This is a genomic window from Alienimonas sp. DA493, assembly GCF_043951915.1.
Taxonomy (GTDB): Bacteria; Planctomycetota; Planctomycetia; order Planctomycetales; family Planctomycetaceae; genus Alienimonas.
This window is the reverse complement of sequence record NZ_JBINJD010000102.1, coordinates 1-18,752: the sequence shown is the minus strand read 5'-3', so window position 1 is coordinate 18,752 and position 18,752 is coordinate 1. Positions and strand designations below refer to the sequence as shown.

Sequence of the window (18,752 nt, the reverse complement as noted above, 5' to 3'; positions counted from 1 at the left end):
GCGGGACGATCAGGGCCGCGGCGACCGTCAGGAGTCGGAGGCCCGCCCGGAGCGGGGGCGGGACGGGAACGGGAATCGCGGTCATCGCGGCGTACGGCCTTCTCAGGGTCGTCGGGGCGGCGAACGAGGCGAGCGGGTCGTCCGGCCCGGTACGGTAGCCGGCAGCGTTTTCGCCCGGTAGCCGCCCCGGGTCCCGTCCGCTGTCCGCCGTCCGCCGCCGCGGGCGAGGTGGGGCCGGGCGGCCGCGGCGGTTTACCATCGAGAATCGCGGGCGTTCGGATCGAACGCCGCCCCGCCCCCGAACGAGCGACGCCGTGCAGATCACCGGGTTCCGCGTGTATCAGGTCGACCTTCCGCTGCGGGAGGGTCGGTACAGCTGGTCCGAGGGCAAAAGCGTCGACGTGTTCGACTCCACCGTCGTGGCGGTCGAGACCGACGCGGGGATCGTCGGGTACGGCGAGGTCTGCCCCCTGGGGCCGGCGTACCTGCCGGCCTACGCCCGCGGCGTGCGAACCGGGATCGAGGAGCTGGCCCCCGCGCTGCTCGGCGCCGACCCCCGGCGGTTGCTGGTCCTCAACGACCGGATGGACCGGGCGTTGAAAGGCCACCCGTACGTCAAATCGGCGATCGACATGGCCTGCTGGGACGCGCTCGGTAAGGCCGCCGGGCTGCCGGTGTGCGAACTGATGGGCGGGCGGTACGCGGACGACGTCACGCTCTACCGGGCGATCTCGCAGCGGCCCGCCGCGGAGATGGCGGAGAACGTCGCGGCGTACCGGGCGGAGGGGTATCGTCGGTTCCAATTAAAAGTCGGCGGAAACGCGGATGACGATATCGCCCGCATCCGCGCGGTCGCCGAGGTATTGGAGCCCGGCGACAAGCTCGTCGCGGACGCCAACACCGGGTGGCTCACGCACGAGGCGCTGCGGGTCGCGAACGCCGTCCGCGACGTGGACGTTTATCTGGAGCAGCCCTGCAAGAGTTATGAAGAGTGCCTGATCGTCCGCCGGGCCACGTCGCTGCCGTTCGTGCTGGACGAGGTGATCGACTCCGTCGGGGCGGTCCTCCGGGCGGCGGCGGACGGGGCGGCGGACGTGGTGAACATTAAGATTTCCAAGTTCGGCGGGCTGACCCGGGCGAAGCAGGCCCGGGACCTGTGCGCGTCCCTGGGGATCGCGATGACGCTGGAGGACAGCTGGGGCGGCGACGTCGTCACCGCCGCGATCGCCCACCTCGCGCAGGGCGTCCCGCCGGAGCTGCAATTCACCTCGACCGACTTCAACAGCTACGTGACGACCTCCCTCGCCGCCGGGGCTCCGAAACGGGAGCACGGGCGGATGTCCGCCTCCGCGGAGCCGGGGCTGGGGATCGAACCGAACTTCGACGTCCTCGGCGACCCCGTGTGGCGCTGCTGACGCCCGGCCGCCGGCCCGCCTCAGTGCGACTGTTCCAGGAAGGCGAACAGGTCGGCCATCTGTTGCGGGGTGATCTCGCGTTCGAGGCCCTCCGGCATCAGCGACCGGCCGCTGCTTTGGAGCAGTTCGATTTCGTCCCGGCGGATCGTCAGGTCGGGGCCGTCGACGCGGCGGAGCGTGACGCCGGTCGCCGACTGCTCCACGATCAGCCCGGTGTGCGTTCGGCCGTCCTCGAGCAGCGCCACGTAGCTGAGGTACTCCGGGTTCGCCTCGCGGTTCGGGTCCAGCACGTTGACCAGCAGGGTCTCCCGCCCGCGGGCGGTCGCGGCGACGAGGTTCGGGCCGATCGTCGTCCCCTCCTCGCCCACGCGGTGGCAGGTCGCACAGTGTTTGACGAAGACCTGCCGGCCGGCCGCGGCGTCGCCCGGCCGGTCGAGCGCGGCCCGGTACTCGGCGAGCGCCGCGGCCCGGTCGCCGCTGTCGACCTGCGCCAGGATCGCGTCGATGCGGGCGGCGGTTTCCGCGTCCACGGCGATCCGGTGCAGCCGCAGCCGGTCCGGGTCCCAGCGGGAGCGGGGCAGTTCGCCGGACTCGATCGCGGTCAGCAGCGCGTCGTTCCACTGCACGCGGGACAGCAGCGCGTCGAACACCGCGTCCTGCAACTCCGGCCCGAGGCTGGGCCAGCGGCGGACCAACTCCTCTCCGAGGGCGTCGTCGTCCGTGGCGGCGAGCGTCTCGAACGCCGCCCGTTGGACCGCCGCCGGCTCCCGCGGGTCGAGCAGGGCGAGCCGCCGCCGCACGTCGTCGGCCGAGGTCCCGGCGGCGAGCGTGCGGATCGCGGCGACCCGTTCGCCGGGCGGCCGGCCCGGGGCGTCGAGCGTCTCCCGGGCCGCCGCGAGCAGCCCCTCGAGCGTCCCGGCGAGGCCGTCGCCGTCGGCGAGTTCAGCCGCGACCGGGTTGCGGGAGTCCTTCAGCCCCCGCGTGAGCCGCGTCAGCGCCGCCGCGGACCGCGGGTCGGCCGGCGGCGCCGCGGAGGCCGCCCGCAACACGGCGGCGACCTCCGCCGGGTCCGCCTGCCGGCCGACCAGTTCGGCCAGCGCCCCGACGGCCGCCTCCGTCCGCTCGCGGGGCTCCCCATCGAGAAGCGCCGCGACGACCTGTCCGGCCCCCGTCGACAGGGAGCTGAAGGTAGCGAACCGCAGCCACGGGTCGTCGCCGAACCGGGCGAGCAGCTCCGCGGCGACCGGCACGCGCCAGGCGGTGGGGAACTCGCCGATCGTGAAGGCGAGCTGGAACCGCACGAGCGGGTCGGGATCGTCGAGGAGGGCCGTCAGTCGATCGCGGACCGGCGCCGACCGCGGGAACCGCTCCGCCAGCCGCAGGGCGAACTCGCGGACCCTGGGGTGTTCGTCCCGAAGCCCGGCGAGAACCGTGGACTCGTCGAGCAGGCCGAGCCCCTCGATCGCCGCCAGCGCGTGCAGCCGGCCGAGCGGCCGGTCGCTCGTCTCCAGCAGCGTGCGGAGCGGACCGAACGCCCGCGGGGCCTGCCGTTCGTACAGCAACCGGGCGGCGGTCTCGCGGTGCCAGGCGTTGTCGTGGGCCAGCAGAGCGACCAATTCGTCGATCCCGGCGTCGGACAGCGTCGGCGCCGGCCGGTGTTCGTAGCCGTCGGGGACGATGCGGTAGAGCCGGCCCCGGTCGCGGCCGCTCGTCAGATCGAGGTGCCGTTTGATGCTGTCCGGGAGCGACTTCGGGTGCTCGATCGTCTCGCGGCTCATATCGAGCACGTACAGCCCGCCGTCCGGGGCGTTGGCGAACTGCACCGGCCGGAACCAGATGTCGTCCGAGGCGAGGAATTCGGTCCCCTCGTCGATGCGGCGGGCGACCGGCACGACGCCGTCGAACGACACCGCCTTGCGGTGCACGAGGTTGCTGCCGACGTCGGCGACGAAGGCCCGGCCGCGTTCAGAGGGCAGCGCGTCGCCCCGGTAGATCGTGGCCCCGGTCGCCCCGGTGAAGTAGCCGGCGGGCGTCCCGCCCCCCTCCACCGGGCCGGGCACGGCCCCGGCGACCCGCAGCCGCGTGCGGAGCGTCCGCCACGGTTCGACCGGGCTGCGGCGGAACACCGGCGCCTGCGGCCCGTCCGCGGCGATGCTGTGCCGGACCCGCGGCGCCGACAGTTCGGGGAACCGCGCCGCGTACCGCGGGTCGTAGACGACGGATTGCAGATGGTCGCTGTTCGAACTGCTGAACTTCCGGCCCCAGTCGTCGAAGCTCATCCCGTGCTGGGCGCCGCCCGGTTCCGCCCGCAGGTCGAGGGTCCGGGGGTCGAACGAAAAGTCCCGCCCGTCGAGGTTCACGGGCTCCATGTCGGGCGCGTCCGGGCGGACGACCGTCCCGCCGGCGGTCCCCGTGGCGCCGTGGATGCGGTTGTCGAGTCCCCAGCGGAGGCTGTTCATCAAGCCCTGCACGTTCGAGCGGTCGAACCCCTCGAAGACGACCCGCCGCTCGTCCGCCCGGCCGTCGCCGGTCGTGTCCTTGAGGTACAGCATCAGCGGCGGCGCCCCGACGAAGACGCCCCCGTCGGAGGCGATCACCGCGGTCGGCCAGGACAGCCCCTCCGCGAACACGGTCGCCTGATCGAACGCGCCGTCGCGGTCCGTATCTTCCAGCAGGCGGATGCGGCCGAGGTGGGCCCGGTCCTGCTCGGAATAGTCCCGCATTTCCACGACGTACAGCCGCCCGTCGGCGTCGAAGCTCATCGCCACCGGATCCGTCACGAGCGGCTCCGCGGCGACCAGATCGACGCGGAATCCCGGCAACGTGTGCAGGGACTGGAGTCCCTCCGCCGGCGACCGCGGGGGGATGCGGGGGAGCTGGGCCGCGTAATCCTCGCCCGCTGCGTCATCGTCCTGCGCCGCGCCCGGGTGGAACGCGACTGCGAACAGCAGAACCGCAGCCGCGATCCGGGCCGCGGCGCCGACGCGTTTCGTACCTCTGTGGTCCGGTCGCATCATTCCCCCGCGGCCGACGCGGTTTCGGCGGCGGGCGCGTCCAGCAGTTCGGCGATCGCGTCCATGAGGATCCGCTCGGACCCGGGGGCGACGTTCGAAGCCCGGGCGCTCGTTTCGTAGCCGCCCTCGTCGTAGGCGACGGCCGTCCCGATATAGCCGGGGCCGTAATCCCCGTAGGCGGCCATGGCGACGTGCAGGTCGCTCCGCAGGGCCTGGGCGGCCAATTGATATTCCACGAACAATTCCCCGGGCAGGTGCAGGACGCGGACGTCGCCGACGCTCAGGCAGCTCACGTCGATCTCCTGCCCGGACTGCGCGCGGGCCAGCCAGGCGAGCTGGTCCGCCTTCGAGATATATCCGCTCGCCGGCTCCGTCTTGATCGCCTCGATCAGGTCCTCCCGGTTCAGATGATCGGCGGGCGGCAGTTGGACGGGCACGGAGCGCCAACCGACGTCGCCCGCTTCGAGCGGAACCTTTTCGACGCTCTCCCAGGCCCGCTCCATCCCGTCCGCGAGGCGGAGGGCGAGTTTCATGCGGTTCCGTTTGTCGCCGTCGTTATATTTTCCGGCCCCGACGTTGCCGCCCGCGCCGTTGAAGTGAACGTGCAGCGCCGCCGGGACGGCCTGCCCGCGGACGAAGCGGGCGATGCCCGGGAAGTCGGAGCTGGGCACGCCGGTCCGGTAGTAGCTCTGCGGGTGGCAGGCGTAATACGTCAGCACGGCGACTGGGTCCTCGCCGTCCCAGAAGCTCAGCAGGGAGACGTCCGGGTCGATCACGCCCTCCGGCAGGGCGCGGAGTTCCGGGTCGCGGGTCGTCGTGTAGCGGACGGCCCGCACCTTGCCGTCCGGGCCGAGGATGCGGCGGTTGGAGGCGACCTTCTCGACCGCCGCCTCGCCCCAGCCGTAGGCGGTCACCGGCCGGGCCTCGGGGAGCGCGTCGCGAACCGCGGCGGCGGCGCGGCGGAGCACCTCCCGCGGGAACCGGCTGTCGAACCGCTGGTAGTTCGTCACGCCGAGGTCCGCGAGGATTCGCTCCGCCGTGAAGTCGGCCCCCGGGGCGTCGTGCTGGTGCAGGGCGTGCACAGCGACGCGGTCCGGCGTCGTGCCCGCCGCGGCGGCCAGCTGTTCGCGGAACGCGTCGTGGGCTCCGTTGGCAATGCCGATCCAGTCGACGGCGCAGAGCACGATCGGGGCGTCCCCCCCCAGCAGCACGACGCCGCGGCAGCGGAGCGTCAGTTCGTCGACCCGCCGCACCGGGTCGTACGCCATCTGCGCCCCGACCGGCGGCGTGGCGTCGACGTCGAACGTCGCCAACCGATACGCCGGCTCCCCGGCCCGCAGCGGCCCGGCCGGGGCGGCGACCGCCGTCCACGCGGCGACGATCCCGAGGGCGAAAGTTCGCATGGAAAACGTCCCGACGAAGTTCAAACCGACCGATCCCGCCGCCCGTTCCTCACGCTAGATGCGGAGTCGGAACGGCACAACCGCTCGCGGAACGCGGCCTGTTCGCGCCGCCGGCCGCCGCCGGCCGCCGCCGGCTTCGTTTGACGAGCCCGGGGGCGGACGGTCAAGTGGATTTCGATCTGTCGGGCCGGGCGACCGGCGCCTCGCGACGGGCGGCCGCGGCAGGAGTCCCGAACCCACCACCGCCCGGACGATGATGCGTCACCCCGCTCAACGCCCCGCCCCGCCGCCGGGGACCTTCCGGCCGGGAGTCCGACTGCTGGCGGCCGGCCTGCTGGCGTTGTGCCCGGCGGCCGGGGCGTTCGCCCAACTGCCGGACCCGGACCCGACCCCGGCCGACCCGTCGAAGCCCGTTCAGGTGTTCCTCCTGATGGGGCAGTCGAACATATTAGAGATGGGCCGGGTCCAGGGCGACGAGGACGGCCGGCTGGAGCGGGCCGTGACGGCGGAGGGGCTGTACCCGTTCCTCGTGGACGAGGCCGGCGACTGGACCGTGCGGGCGGACGTGCGGAACGTCGCGGTGATGGGCAGCGGCGGGCCGGGCCGGAACAGGGTGCGCAAGAACGAATGGCTGACCGTGTCCGGCGACAAGGTCGGCGTGGAGCAGGGGATCGGGCACCAGCTCGGCACGGCGCTGGACGAGCCGGTGTTGCTCCTGAAAAGCGCCATCGGCAACCGCAGCCTCGGCTGGGACCTGCTCCCGCCGGGATCGCCGTCCTACGAGTTCGCCGACCCCAAGGACGGCAAAACCTACGTGTACGCCGGCTTCGGCGAGAGCCCGCTGCGGTGGGAGAAGGGGACCGAGCCGGAGCCGATCGGCTGGACGGCCGGCGTGCAGTACCTCGGCGACGTCGCCCGCGCCAAAGCGGTGTTGGCGGACCTCGACGCGTACTACCCCGGCGCCACGGACTACGAAGTCGCCGGCTTCTTCTGGTGGCAGGGCGATAAAGACCGCTACGACGCCGGCCACGCGGCCAGGTATGAAAAGAACCTGGCGAACCTCGCCGCGGCCCTCCGGGAGGAGTTCGACGCCCCGGACGCCAAGTTCGTCGTCGCCACCCTCGGTCAGACCGAGAAGGAGACCGCCTCCGGCAACGAGAAACTCATTCTCGACGCCCAGTTCGCCGTCAGCGATCCGGCGCAACACCCCGAACTCGCCGGCTCCGTCGCCACCGTCTATACGCATCCGCTGAGCCTGGGCGGCAGCTCCAACACCCACTACGGCGGCAACGCCAAGACGTATCTCAACGTCGGGCTGGCGATGGGGGAGGCGATGGTGACGCTGTTGGACGCCGAAAAGTCGGACGCCGAACTGTCGGACGAAGAGAACTAGCCGCCTGAAGCTTCGAAGCTCGATCAGAAACGCCCGTTCCCGGCGTACGGCAACCTCGCGGACCACGAGACGCTGTTCGACGGTTCCGTCACGGACGCCCCCTTCACCCCCGCCCGCCGCTAGCTCGTCAGCCCCCAGATCTTCCTGGAACGGGTCAACGCGGTCTTCAAGCTGGAGGGGCGCCAGCGGCAGAGGCAGTTTTACGGGGTCGCCAACCCGATCGTGCTGCCGGACCGCCCGGGCGTGCGGTACTACGACACCGCGACCCTCGACGGCGGGCACCTGCTCGTGATGCTCAATAACGCCGAGTGGATCTCGCGGAAGCAGCTCCTCGCCGCGGTTCGCAAGGAGCGGATCGACCGGAATCCGTTCGCGGGCCAGAAGACCCAGGTCCGCGGCAACCCGGACAAGCTCCACTTCGTGCCCCGCAAGGAGGCCGAGCGGGCGCCCGCCGCGACGTTTCCGGGGCGCGTCATCTGCGGCGGGATCGGCAACAGCACCGATGCGGCGGCCGCACACCACCGTCACCGTCTCACCGTCACCGTCTCACCGTCACCGTCTCACCGTCACCGTCTCACCGTCACCGACGTCGACCTGACCCGCGGGGCCGCGCCCCCGCGACGAGTCCCGGCTCGTCCCCCGGGGCCGGGCAATGCACCAGGCAACGCACGGGCAACGCAGAATCCAACGCAGCGAGCGCCGGCGAGGAGCGGCGGTCTCCGTTACTGATCGCCGCGGAGCCCTACGAAACAGACGCGTCAGCCGCCTCTCGCCGACGGTCACCGATTCCCGCCGGCCCGTGCCGGCTCAAAGAGATCCCCGACCAGGATTCGAACCTGGACTAACAGAACCAAAATCTGTGGTGCTACCGTTACACTATCGGGGAGCGGGAACGCCGGGCGGAAGGCTCGGCGCTCTTGGGCGGACGCGGCGAGCGGCGTGGGTGCGGCGCCGCCGCGGCGGGGCGTACCGTAAACCGCAATTCGCACAGCGGCAAGATCCGCGGGGCGCCAAGATGACCGACCCCCCGTCTCCCCCCGCGGTTCGGCCTTTTCCCCCGCCGGGGCCGTGTTCCGCCCCGCCGGCGCCGCGTTCTCCCCCCTCGGTTCGGCCCGCCCGCCCGCAGCGGGTATCCTGACGGCGTGTCCGCCCTCCTCTCCCAACCGCCCCGGCTCGCCGACGACGGCGCCCCCTGCCCGTCGGCCCCGAATGCGGACGCCGCGAACGCGGGCGCCGCGACGCCGGACGCGGCGCCGCCGCGGCTCGCGACGGTGCGGTCGGCCACGCTGTTCGACCGGCGGCCCCTCCGCACCGAGGGCGGCGCCGAACTCGGCCCCGTCACCGTCGCCTACCAGACGCACGGAACGCTCAACGCCGCCAAAGACAACGCCGTCTTCGTCTGCCACGCCCTCACCGGCGACGCCCACGTCGCCGGCCGGCTTTCCCCCGACGACAAAAAGCCCGGCTGGTGGGACGGCTTCGTCGGCCCCGGCTCGGGGACGGAGCCGGGGGCCGGTCCGCCCGGGCTCGACACCGATCGCCATTTCGTCATCTGCGCCAACGTGCTCGGCGGGTGCAGCGGGACCACCGGGCCGGGCTGCGTCCGGCCGGGTTCGGAAGAACGCTGGGGGCTGCGGTTCCCGTTCGTCACGCTGGGGGACATCGTCGAGGTCCACGCCGAACTGGTCCGGGAGACGTTCGGGATCGAGCGCCTCAAAGCCGTCATCGGCGGGAGCCTGGGCGGCATGCAGGCTCTCGAGTGGGCGGTGCGGTTTCCGGAACGGGTGGAGGCGGCGATCGTGATCGCCAGCGCCGCCTCGCTGGGGCCGCAGGGGATCGGGTTCAACGCCGTCGGCCGGCGGGCGATCCTGACGGACCCGCACTTCCGCGGCGGGGACTACCACGCGGCGGTCGAACGGGGCGAACCCGGCCCGGACGCCGGGCTGGCCCTGGCCCGCATGCTGGCCCACATCACCTACCTGTCCGAGGCGAGCATCGAACGGAAGTTCGGCCGCCGACTGCAGGGCGAGCGCCGCGGCAAGGTGCCCGGCGGCGACGCCGACGCCGTCGACTTCAAGCACGACATCGCCGAGGAGGTGCAGTTCCAGATCGAAAGCTATCTGGACTATCAGGGCCGCCGGTTCACGCAGCGGTTCGACGCCAACAGCCTGCTGTACCTGACCCGGGCGATGGACCACTTCGACCTGGCCCGCGGCCGCGGTTGTTTGAAGGACGCGCTGGCCCGGGCGAAAGCGCGGTTCCTGATCCTCAGCTACACGACGGACTGGCTGTTCCCCACGGCCGGCAGCCGGGAGGTCGTGCGGGCCCTGCTGGCGGCCGGCGGCGACGCGACGTTCGCCGAGTTGGTCAGCCCCTACGGCCACGACGCCTTCCTGATCGAAGACGAACTGCCGCGGCTGGGCCGGATCGTCAACGCGTTTCTGGGGTGAGGACGGCGAACGGTTCGTCCGCGGCCGCCCGGAAATCGTGAGCCCGAAGCGCAAGCGAGGCCGGGCGACTCGGCCATGCGAGCACGCCTCGGCTCGCGCCTCGGGCTGCCAATTCTGAGCGCCGGGCCGTGGAGAGCGTTCGGGCGCCGCTGCCCCCTCACCCCCGGCCCCTCTCCCCCAAAGGGGGGCGAGGGGGGACACGGTTTGCGGACGTTGAGAAGCGGTTCGCCTCGCTCTGCCCCCCTCTCCCTGAGGGAGAGGGGCCGGGGGTGAGGGGGGCGAACGGTTCACCCGTCCCCGTTCTTTGCGGTGAGACGCCTGCGGAAGAGCGGGACGGACCGTGAACGGCATTCGAACGTCACAGCCCCCTCACCCCCGGCCCCTCTCCCCCAAAAGGGGGCGAGGGGAGAACGCGGCCTGCGGACGTTGAGGAGAGGGGGAACCGTCGTCGGGAACGTCTCCGCGCGACGACGCCGCTACACTGCCGCCATGTGCGGACGCTTCGTGTTACTCAACCCGCCGGCGGAGATCGTCCGGCAGTTCGATCTCCCCCCGGAACTGGCCGGCGAGCCCCCGCTGGCGGACTGGGAGGCGCGCTACAACGTCGCCCCCACCCAGCCGGTGCCCGTGGTGCGGGAGGGCGAGGACGGCCGCACCTGCGACGCCCTCCGCTGGGGATTGATCCCCAGTTGGGCGAAGGACAAGTCGATCGGCAACCGCCTGATCAACGCCCGCAGCGAGACCGCCGCGACCAAGCCCAGCTTCCGCAGCGCCTACGCCCAACGCCGCTGCCTCGTGCCGGCCAGCGGCTTCTATGAATGGTCGAAGCCGGAGGACGGCCCGAAGGTCCCGCACTATTTCTCCCCCGAGAGCGACGCTCCCTTCGGCTTCGCCGGCCTGTGGGAACGCTGGGAAAAGGGCGGCGGCGAGCCCGTCGAGACCTTCACCCTGCTCACCGGCGAGGCCTACCCCGCCGTCGCCCCGGTGCACGGCCGCAGCCCGCTGATCGTCCCGCCGGACCTCTACGCCGCCTGGCTCGACCCGGACCTGACCGACCCGAAGGGCGTGGCAAAACTGCTCCGCGAGGCCCAGTCCCGCGGCGGCGACGGCTTGCAGGCCCGGGCGGTCTCGACGGCGGTGAACAGCCCGAAGCACGACGGGCCGGAGCTGATCGAACCGGCCTGACGGCGTTTCCGCAGGCGGAGCGTCCCGGACCCTTGGAGGGTCCGGGACGCTGACGGGACGCTGACGGGACGGTTAGGGGGCCGGATCGGCTTTCGCCTGTCGGGCGGCGATAGGGACGTAGCCGACTTCCAGCCCCTCCGGCGGGGTGACGAGCAATGCGGGGTCGAGATCGGCGAGGGCGCCGCCGGCGGTCGGCGGGGGGAGGTAGTCGCGGTCCGGCGTCCAGCGGCGGTGCAGGCGTTCGACCCGCTCCTGCAGAACCTCCCGCTGGGCGTCGGACAGCCCGGCGCGCCGCACGGCCGGCTGATCGACGAAGCGGTACCAGTAGTAGGTCACCTCGCTGCCGTCGCCGGGGCGCGCGGTGAAGGGACCGGCGGCCGGGCCGGGAGTCGTCCAGACCGCCGCCGCGTCGGTGTCGGCGCCGGTGGCGTCCCGGCCGTCCGGGTTCTCCGCGATCAGCGGCGTGACGTAGGGGTCGTGGCGGTCGGCGCCGGGGGTGGTCAGCAGCGCCTCGTCGAACTGCACCGCGTCCGGCACGGCGGACTCGGCGATCGGCTCCCACAGCGGGTTCCCGCGGTTGTCCTCGCCCAGCCGGTAGTACTCCGGCAGGACGACGGCCGGCTTGCCGGCGACCGTCGTGCGGGCGGTGACCTCGGGGTTCCAGCGGTAGCCGAAGGCGTCGTCGGCGAAGGCGGCCGGCGTGGCGACGGCGTCCCAGTCCAGCCGGATCCGGTCCTCCCGCTCCGCCCCCCGCTCCGCGATCCGCCACGTCGCCCCGCCGCGGCCCGGGAACGGGTGGGTCGTCGACGCGTTGGGGTCGATCCGGCCGTCGGCCGCGGGGCCGCCGGCGAACCAGTCCGCCACCGCGTCCCACAGGGCGGTTCGGCGGTAAGAGGTCACCGCGTGCACCGTCAGCGAGCCGTCCTCCCGGTTCGCCGGGAACAGCGTGCGGGCGACCCGGGCGTAGCGGGTTCCGTCCTCGGCGGTCGCGATCACGGCGGGGACGAACTGCGTTTCCATCTGCAACGCCCGGTTCGCCTTCGACGGGCGGGCGTCGAGGAACATCCCGGCCAACTCCGGCCGCTCGACCGTCGGGCGGGACCAGAAGGAGGGAGCGAAGAAGCCGACCGGCCCCTTGAAGTTCCCGGCGTTCAAAAACAGCGTCCAGCACTGCCCGCCGGTGGGGACGGGCTGGCCGTCGGTGGTCGGTTGCGGGTCGATCAGCGGCAGCGGGAGGTAGCCGTAGCCGAACAGTTCACCGCAGGTCCCCTGCTTCAGGTTCAACCCGTCCGGCGGCCAGAGGACGTGCGGGCTGAGCTGCACCACGGCGAGCTTGCCGTTGGGTCTGGCCCAGTCCCGCCCCTTGCCGGCCCCGGGGCCGTTGGCCCAGGCGGAGAAGTTCAGCGCCACGCCGCCCATGATGAACTTCGGCGTGGCGGTGGCGAAGCGGGTGTCCCGCCACCAGCCCAACCCGCCCTCAATGGTGTTGTAGAGCCGCTCCTCCGGCTCCGACTCGTGGAGCGGGTGCATCCAGGTGCCGAACAGGCCGCTCTGGAACCGCTGGCCGGGGTAGGTCTCCAGCAGCGGCCAGGCCGCCGCGTACAGGGAGAACCCGGCGTCGAACTCCGGCGAGACCGGCCCGTTAGGGACGAGCAGGTAGCCGTGCTTCTCCGCCGGCGCCCCGCCGCCGTCGTCGTTGGCGGGGGCCTGTTGGGCGGGGGCGAACGGGGCCGCGGCCGCGGCGAGGAAGGCCGCGGTCAGCAGGGGGACGAGGGTCGGGCGGGCGGGCGGACGCATGGCGGGGGCTCGCGGGGAGGCGGACGCCGCACCCTACCTGGGCTCGTTCGCCGCCACGACCGGGCCCGGACCCGACCGACCACCGCGGCGGCGCCTTGGCAAATCGGCGCCGGGAACGGTCCGATACCGGCATGACGCCCGCCCCCGACGGTTCGCTCTCCCGCAGCGTCGGCGTGCCGGGGGCCGTGCTGCTGGGGCTGGGCTCGATGCTGGGAACCGGCGTGTTCGTCGGCGTGGCGTTGGCGGCGGACGTGGCCGGGCCGGCGGTCGTGCCGGCGACGCTCGCGGCGGCGGCGCTGGCCCTGTGCAACGCCCTGAGCAGCGCCCAACTCGCCGCGGCCCACCCGGTCAGCGGCGGCACCTACGAGTACGGCCACCGCCTGCTGGGGTATCGCGGCTGGCCGGGCTTCCTCGCCGGGTGGCTGTTCCTCGGGGCGAAGGGAGCGAGCGCGGCGACGGCCGCGGTGGGGCTGTGCGGCTATCTCCTCGCCCTGTTCCCCCAGCGCCTCCTCCTCGCCCAAGCCGACGACTTGTCGTCGGGGGCGACGTGGCTGATTGGGGCGAGCGCCGCCGCGTTCGTCGTGGCGATGACGGCCTTCGTCGCCGGCGGGTTGCGGCGGTCGAACTGGGGGAACGCGGTGTTGGTGGCTGTCGCGGTGGCGGGGCTGCTGGCGTTTCTCTGGGTCTGCTATCCTAACGCACGGGCGGTCGAACCAGCGGCGTGGCGGGACGGCGTGACGTGGACTGGAATCGCCTCCGCGGTCCCCCTCCTCTTCGTCGCCTTCGCCGGCTACGGGCGGCTGGCAACGTTGGGCGAGGAGGTCCGCGACCCGACCGTCGCGATTCCCCAGGCGGTCATCGTGACCGTGGGCGTGACGACCGTCCTTTACACGGCGGTCGCGTTGGCGGTCGTGGCGACCGGCGTCCGATTCGATCTGAGGGGCGCCTTCGCCGGCGCCTCCCCGCTGGCGACCCTCGCGGACCGCACCGCCGGTTCGCCGATCCCCGGCTGGTTCGTCACCACCGGGGCGTTCGCGGCTCTCGGCGGGTCGCTGCTCAACCTCCTCCTCGGGCTGTCCCGGGTGCTGCTGGCGATGGCCCGGCGGGGGGAGATGCCGCCGTGGTTCGCCGCCGTGTCGAACGATTCGCCCCGGCGGGCCGTGTGGGCGGTGGGGCTCGCCGTGGCGGCGGGGGCGGCGTGCGGGTCAGTCAAGCTGGCCTGGAGCGTCTCCGCCTGCGCCGTGCTGCTGTACTACGGCCTGACGAACGCCGCCGCCCTGCGGCTCCCGGCGGAGAGCCGTCGCTACCCGCGGGCGGTGGCCTGGTGCGGGTTGTTCGGCTGCGCGAGTCTGGCGTGGTTCGTCACGCCGGTCGCGGCGGGGATCGTCGGGGCGTGGTTGTTGGCGGGCGTCGGCTGGCGGGCGATGATGGGGCGTGACGAATGACGAATGATGAATGACGACGTTGATTCGCCGGCCGTTTCGACATTCGTCATTCAACATTCGACATTCTCCCTCACCCACGCTCGCCCCCCCGCCTCGCCCCCGCCCCATGCGTCGTCGGTTCGCCCCGCCGGACCCGGCCGTCGAACTGACGGACCGGCTGATCTCCCAGCAGATCCCGCCCGGCAGTCGGGTGCTGGACCTCGGCTGCGGGGACGGGCGGTTGTTGGCGAACCTCCGCGACCGGGCCGGCTGCCGGGTGACGGGCGTGGAGCGGAACGAGGACGCCTTCACCGAGGCCGTCGGCCGCCGCGTGCCGGTGTTGCGGCTGGACCTGGACGACGGCCTGCCGGACCTGCCGGACGGCGGGTTCGACGTGGCGGTGCTGTCGCAAACCTTACAGCAGGTCAAACAACCGCACCGGGTGCTCACGGAGATGCTGCGGATCGCCCCGCGGGCGGTGATTGTGGTGCCGAACTTCGGTCACTGGCGGGTGCGGGCCCAGCTGCTGTTCGGCGGCCGGGCCCCGGTCACCAATGCGTTGCCGCACGCCTGGTACGACACGCCGAACCTCCATGTGATGACCCTGCGGGACATGCGGGACCTGGCCGCGGACCTCGGCGTGCGGATCGCCGCCGAACTGCCGATCCGGGCCGGCCGGGCCGCCACGCGGCTGGTCTGGCCGAACCTGCGGGCCGACAGCGTGCTGTTCGTCCTGGAACGCGGCGGGACGACGACGGCGGCCAAGGCGGCGTGAAGAGAGCCGCGACCGTGAGGGAGCGTCTCTATAACGGGCGATTCAATGAGGCCCGGGGCGGGCTGGTGACGGGCCACGCTCTTCTCCCCTCTCCCTTGAGGGAGAGGGGCTGGGGGTGAGGGTGGGCGAACGGTTCACCCGTCTCCGCTCTCTGCGGTGAGGCACCGGCGGAAGAGCGGGACGGGCGGTGAACGGCCCGTGGACGTCACAGCCCCCTCACCCCCAACCCCTCTCCCCCAAAGGGGGGCGAGGGGGGGAAGAACGGCCGGCGCCGGTTCGAACCTGCGAAAACCGGCCGCGGCGTGGTTCTCAAACATTTCGCCCCCCGCACCGCAGAAGGAGCGAACCGCTCTTGAGCCCCCACCGCGGCGCGGGACGATATGGGCTCTTTACTGTTCACAAGAACATTAGACGAGCCCCGCCCCTATGTCCGCCCCGTCGTTTTCGAATCCGCTCTCCCCGGCCCCGCCGCCCGCCCCGCCGCCGGGGCCGCCGGGGCATTCGCCGTTGCTCGCGGAGGTGGCGGCTCTGCGGGGGGAGGTGCGGGGGTTGGGGGAGGAAGTCCGCACGCTGGGCGCCGAGGTGCGGCGGATCGGCCGGACCGACTGGCCGGCGGTGCTGACCGCCGGGGGGCTCGCCGCGACGCTGCTGGCCGGATTGGGAGCCCTGGCGCTGGACCCGTTGAAGGCGGAGGCGGCCCGCATTCGGACCGAGGCCCACGACCGGGCCGCCGACCACGCCGCCGCGATGCAGGAGGTGCGGAGCGAGGTGCACGCCCTCGCCGGTGAGATGCGAACCCACGCCGCCGGCGGCCACCCCGCCGCCAACGCCCGCCTCGACGCCCTGGAACGCGACCGCCGGCCGTGACCGCGGACCCTGACGGCCGGCGACGGCCTCCCGGGGGCGAGGACAGTACGGTGAGGGCGATCCGCCCTCCCGGTCGCGCCGCCATGTTCGCTCCCGCCCCCGCCGCCCCGCGTTCCCGCCGCCCGCCCGGCGACCGCCTCGCCGCGGCCGCCGCCGTGCTGCTGTTCGCCGCCCCGGCCCCCGGCCCCGCCGCGGACGGACCCGACGGGCCGGACGGGCTGCCGGGCCTGCTGACCTACGTCCCCGGCGACGCGGACTTCGTGCTTCTCGTGGACGCCCGGTCCGCGCGGGACGCCCCCGCGGCGGCGGCGCTACTCGCGGGGCTGTCCGAGCGCGGCGGGCCGGAGCGCCAACTGCGACAGACCTTCGGCTTCGGTCTGTACGACGTGGAACGATTCGCCCTCAGCGTGCCCCGCCTGGCCGGCGGCGGCGCCGACGAACCCGGGCCGAACCGGCCGACGGCGTTCGTCGTCCGCACCGTCGGCGACCTCCCCGCCCCGCCGGACGCCGGCCCGCCCGTGACTCAACTCGACGCCCGCACGCTGCGGTTCGTCCCCGAAGGGACCGCCCCGCCTGACGCGGAGCCGGCCGAGTCCGCCGCAGACGGCACCCTGCTGGCGGACGTCCTCGGCCCGGCCGAACCCGCCGCCGACGGGGCCGAACCGGAACCGGCCGAACCGGTCGCGGTCGCGGCGGCGCTGGACGTCGCTGCGGTCCGGCCGTCGTGGTTGGGCTTCCTCGACATGATGAAGGCTCTTGCCGGTCCAGAGGGAGCGAGGGCTCGCGCACAATGGGACGGCGCCACGCCCGACCTCGACGCCGCCCAGACCCTGCTGAAAAACGTCGACCGCCTGACCGTCGGCCTGCGGTTCCTGGAAGGGGACCGGCTGGAACTCACCGCGATCGCCCGGTCCGCGGACGAACCGGCCGCGGCCCGGGCGGCGGCGGCGCTGCGGACGGTTCTCGTCATGGCCGGCGGGATGGCAGATTCGATCTCGGCCCACCCCGGCGACGGCCCGGACGCACCGGCCGTGAGGAAGACCTTCGCCGCGATCCGGGCGGCGTGCGACGCCGCCGTCGTCGCCCAGGCCGGCGACCGCGTGACGCTGACGACCGCGGCCCCGGAGGCGTCCACGCTGCTGGTCGGCCTGCTGGTCCCGCAGCCGGTGCGGCAGTCCGGCGTGGAGCGGCGGGCGGCGAGCCAGGGGAACCTCAAACAGCTCGGGCTGGCCCTGCACAACTACCACGCCGCCCACGGCCGCTTCCCGCCGGCGGTGATCGTGGAGAACGGCGTGGCCCGCAGTTGGCGGGTGGAACTGCTGCCCTTCCTGGACGAGGCGGACCTCCGCGCCCGCTACGACGACGCCAAACCGTGGGACGACCCGGCCAACGCCGCGGTCCTCGCCGACATGCCGGCCGTCTTCCGCCGCCCGGGCGACGACCGCACGGAGCCGTTCGCCGCCTATTTCGCGGTCCTCGGCGGGCAGACCCCGCAGACGGCGACCGCGTGGACGCCGCGGGGCGAACCGGACGCCGGGGCCCGCATCCGGGGGGCGCTCGACGGGACCGTCCGCACGCTGATGCTCGTGGAGGCGAAACGGCCGGTCCCGTGGACGAAGCCGGAGGACCTCACGTTCGACCTCACGCGGCCGGTCGACCCGGCGCCGCTGGGCGGGTTCGACGACCGCGGGTTTCAGGCCGCGACGGTCGACGGGGCGGTGCACGCCCTGCCCGGCGAAATCGACGCGGACACCCTCCGGGCGCTGCTGACCCGCCGCGGCGGCGAGGACGTCCGCATCGACGAAGCGGCCCGCCGGCCGTGAGCGGACGCCGTCCGGTTCTCCCCTCGCCCCCAGAGGGGGGCGAGGGGAACGCGGGCTGCGGACGTTGAGGAGCGGTTCGGCGGAGGGTGCGGTTCGCGTTTTTTCCGAACAATCCGAACCGCCGTCGCCTCCGGCGCCGATACCCGAATCCGGGGGATGGGATTGCGCCGGCCCCCCAGCTCGTCTCACCGTCCCCGGCCGACCGATGCCCCGTCCCGCCGCCCGCCGCCCGCGGAACCGCGTCCGAGGTCGCCGGGACGAACTCCCGAGCCAGCCGACGCTGGCCCCGGCCCGGTCGCTGGCCCCGGCGCTGCTGGCCGGGGCGGCGGCCTTGGCGGGAACGCTGACTTCGGCGGGGGCGGCGACGATTGACGACGCCGACCGGCCGCCCCGCTCCCTGGCGGCGGCGTTCGAACGGGCCGCCGCCACGCCGGAGTTGTTCGCCGACCCGGGCGCCCCCGGCGACGGCGACGGTTCGTGGGGGACGGCGCCCCCCCGCCCGCCCGCCGAGCAGTCCGTCCTCGCCGAGGAACTGGCCTGGTGGGCTGAGGACGACGCCGACGCCCCCGGGGCCGGTCCCGCGGCGCTCGCCTGGTGGCGGGGCGCCCCGACCCCGCCGCGCGAACCGGCCGGCGCAACGCCCGACGCCCCGCCCGCGGCGCTCGCCTGGTGGGCCGCCGCCCCGGCGGAAGCCCCGGCCGCCGTGATGGCGGACGCTCCGATCGCCGACGAAGCCGTCACGCCGGCGGCGGGCCGACAACCGGCCGTCCCCGCAGCGGCCGCCGCCTTGGCGTGGTGGGCCGCGACGGACCCCGCGGACGACTGCGAACGGCTGGCGCCGACCGTATCCCGCGCGGTGGAGCGGCCCGAAGACGTGCTTGGCCCGCGCTTCGAGGACCCGAATCCGGCCCGCGGGCCGTGCATGCAGCCGCTGGTCCACGGGGCGCACCTCTTCGGCGCGGTCCCGTTCGGCACGGTCCCGCGGCCGCCGTGGTGGGCGGCGACGCGGCCCTACTGCATGCCGGCGACGGTCACGCCCGACTGCCCGCCCTGCCGCCAGTTCGGCTTCGCCGCCAACGCCCCCCCGCCGCTCGAAGCCGAGGGCGCCGCCGCCGCGGGCTCCTTCCTGCTGCTGCCGTAACGGCGGGGGCCGTAGGGTCCGCTCTGCGGACCGCATTGTGGAGGCGGTCGGACGATGAAGAACGG

Annotated in this window: 13 protein-coding genes and 1 tRNA gene; 10 read left to right on the top strand and 4 right to left on the bottom strand. The window is 73.5% G+C overall.

Annotated features, from left to right (window positions below):
• Window positions 1-314: 314 nt before the first annotated feature.
• On the top strand, window positions 315-1,415 hold the full coding sequence (locus ACG2DA_RS15215; RefSeq protein WP_395256638.1) for a cis-3-hydroxy-L-proline dehydratase: 1,101 nt from the start codon (window positions 315-317) through the stop codon (window positions 1,413-1,415).
• 20 nt (window positions 1,416-1,435) lie between these two features.
• Here ACG2DA_RS15215 and ACG2DA_RS15210 read toward each other — a convergent pair whose 3' ends face one another.
• Window positions 1,436-4,432 carry a PVC-type heme-binding CxxCH protein gene (locus tag ACG2DA_RS15210; protein ID WP_395256637.1) on the bottom strand — a complete coding sequence of 999 codons (2,997 nt, stop codon included), beginning with the start codon at window positions 4,430-4,432 and terminating at the stop codon, window positions 1,436-1,438.
• Window positions 4,429-5,832 carry a hypothetical protein gene (locus ACG2DA_RS15205; protein ID WP_395256636.1) on the bottom strand — a complete coding sequence of 468 codons (1,404 nt, stop codon included), beginning with the start codon at window positions 5,830-5,832 and terminating at the stop codon, window positions 4,429-4,431. The genes ACG2DA_RS15210 and ACG2DA_RS15205 overlap by 4 nt, the downstream gene beginning before the upstream one ends.
• A 256-nt stretch (window positions 5,833-6,088) precedes the next feature.
• Between ACG2DA_RS15205 and ACG2DA_RS15200 the strand changes: the two genes are divergently transcribed.
• Together ACG2DA_RS15200 and ACG2DA_RS15195 are read left to right on the top strand one after the other, a co-directional pair.
• Window positions 6,089-7,225 (top strand): sialate O-acetylesterase, encoded by a 1,137-nt coding sequence (locus ACG2DA_RS15200; protein ID WP_395256635.1) that lies wholly within the window; start codon window positions 6,089-6,091, stop codon window positions 7,223-7,225.
• 243 nt (window positions 7,226-7,468) lie between these two features.
• Window positions 7,469-7,954: a hypothetical protein gene (locus ACG2DA_RS15195; RefSeq protein ID WP_395256634.1), complete on the top strand. Its 486-nt coding sequence runs from the start codon at window positions 7,469-7,471 to the stop codon at window positions 7,952-7,954.
• Window positions 7,955-8,040: 86 nt separating this feature from the next.
• On the opposite strand, the gene ACG2DA_RS15190 is transcribed toward ACG2DA_RS15195, so the two are convergent.
• Window positions 8,041-8,111: transfer RNA gene (locus ACG2DA_RS15190), tRNA-Gln, on the bottom strand.
• 385 nt (window positions 8,112-8,496) lie between these two features.
• Here ACG2DA_RS15190 and ACG2DA_RS15185 point away from each other — a divergent pair.
• The gene (locus tag ACG2DA_RS15185) at window positions 8,497-9,675 is read left to right on the top strand and encodes a homoserine O-acetyltransferase (protein WP_395256639.1); all 1,179 of its coding nucleotides are present in this window, start codon (window positions 8,497-8,499) and stop codon (window positions 9,673-9,675) included.
• Window positions 9,676-10,164: 489 nt separating this feature from the next.
• A complete protein-coding gene (locus tag ACG2DA_RS15180; RefSeq protein WP_395256633.1) occupies window positions 10,165-10,860 on the top strand; it encodes an SOS response-associated peptidase in 696 nt (231 codons plus the stop codon).
• 72 nt (window positions 10,861-10,932) lie between these two features.
• On the opposite strand, the gene ACG2DA_RS15175 is transcribed toward ACG2DA_RS15180, so the two are convergent.
• Window positions 10,933-12,657 (bottom strand): hypothetical protein, encoded by a 1,725-nt coding sequence (locus ACG2DA_RS15175; protein WP_395256632.1) that lies wholly within the window; start codon window positions 12,655-12,657, stop codon window positions 10,933-10,935.
• 131 nt (window positions 12,658-12,788) lie between these two features.
• On the opposite strand from ACG2DA_RS15175, the gene ACG2DA_RS15170 reads away from it, so the two are divergent.
• The 5 genes from ACG2DA_RS15170 (at window position 12,789) to ACG2DA_RS15150 (ending at window position 18,687) form a co-directional block, all read left to right on the top strand.
• A complete protein-coding gene (locus ACG2DA_RS15170; protein WP_395256631.1) occupies window positions 12,789-14,102 on the top strand; it encodes an APC family permease in 1,314 nt (437 codons plus the stop codon).
• 106 nt (window positions 14,103-14,208) lie between these two features.
• Window positions 14,209-14,856 (top strand): methionine biosynthesis protein MetW, encoded by a 648-nt coding sequence (gene metW / locus ACG2DA_RS15165; RefSeq protein ID WP_395256630.1) that lies wholly within the window; start codon window positions 14,209-14,211, stop codon window positions 14,854-14,856.
• Window positions 14,857-15,282: 426 nt separating this feature from the next.
• Entirely contained in the window at window positions 15,283-15,723 is a 441-nt protein-coding gene (locus ACG2DA_RS15160; protein ID WP_395256629.1) for a hypothetical protein, read from the top strand.
• An 83-nt stretch (window positions 15,724-15,806) separates the two neighbouring features.
• The gene (locus ACG2DA_RS15155) at window positions 15,807-17,546 is read left to right on the top strand and encodes a DUF1559 domain-containing protein (RefSeq protein ID WP_395256628.1); all 1,740 of its coding nucleotides are present in this window, start codon (window positions 15,807-15,809) and stop codon (window positions 17,544-17,546) included.
• Window positions 17,547-17,751: 205 nt separating this feature from the next.
• A complete protein-coding gene (locus ACG2DA_RS15150; RefSeq protein WP_395256627.1) occupies window positions 17,752-18,687 on the top strand; it encodes a hypothetical protein in 936 nt (311 codons plus the stop codon).
• The last annotated feature ends 65 nt before the right edge of the window (window positions 18,688-18,752 follow it).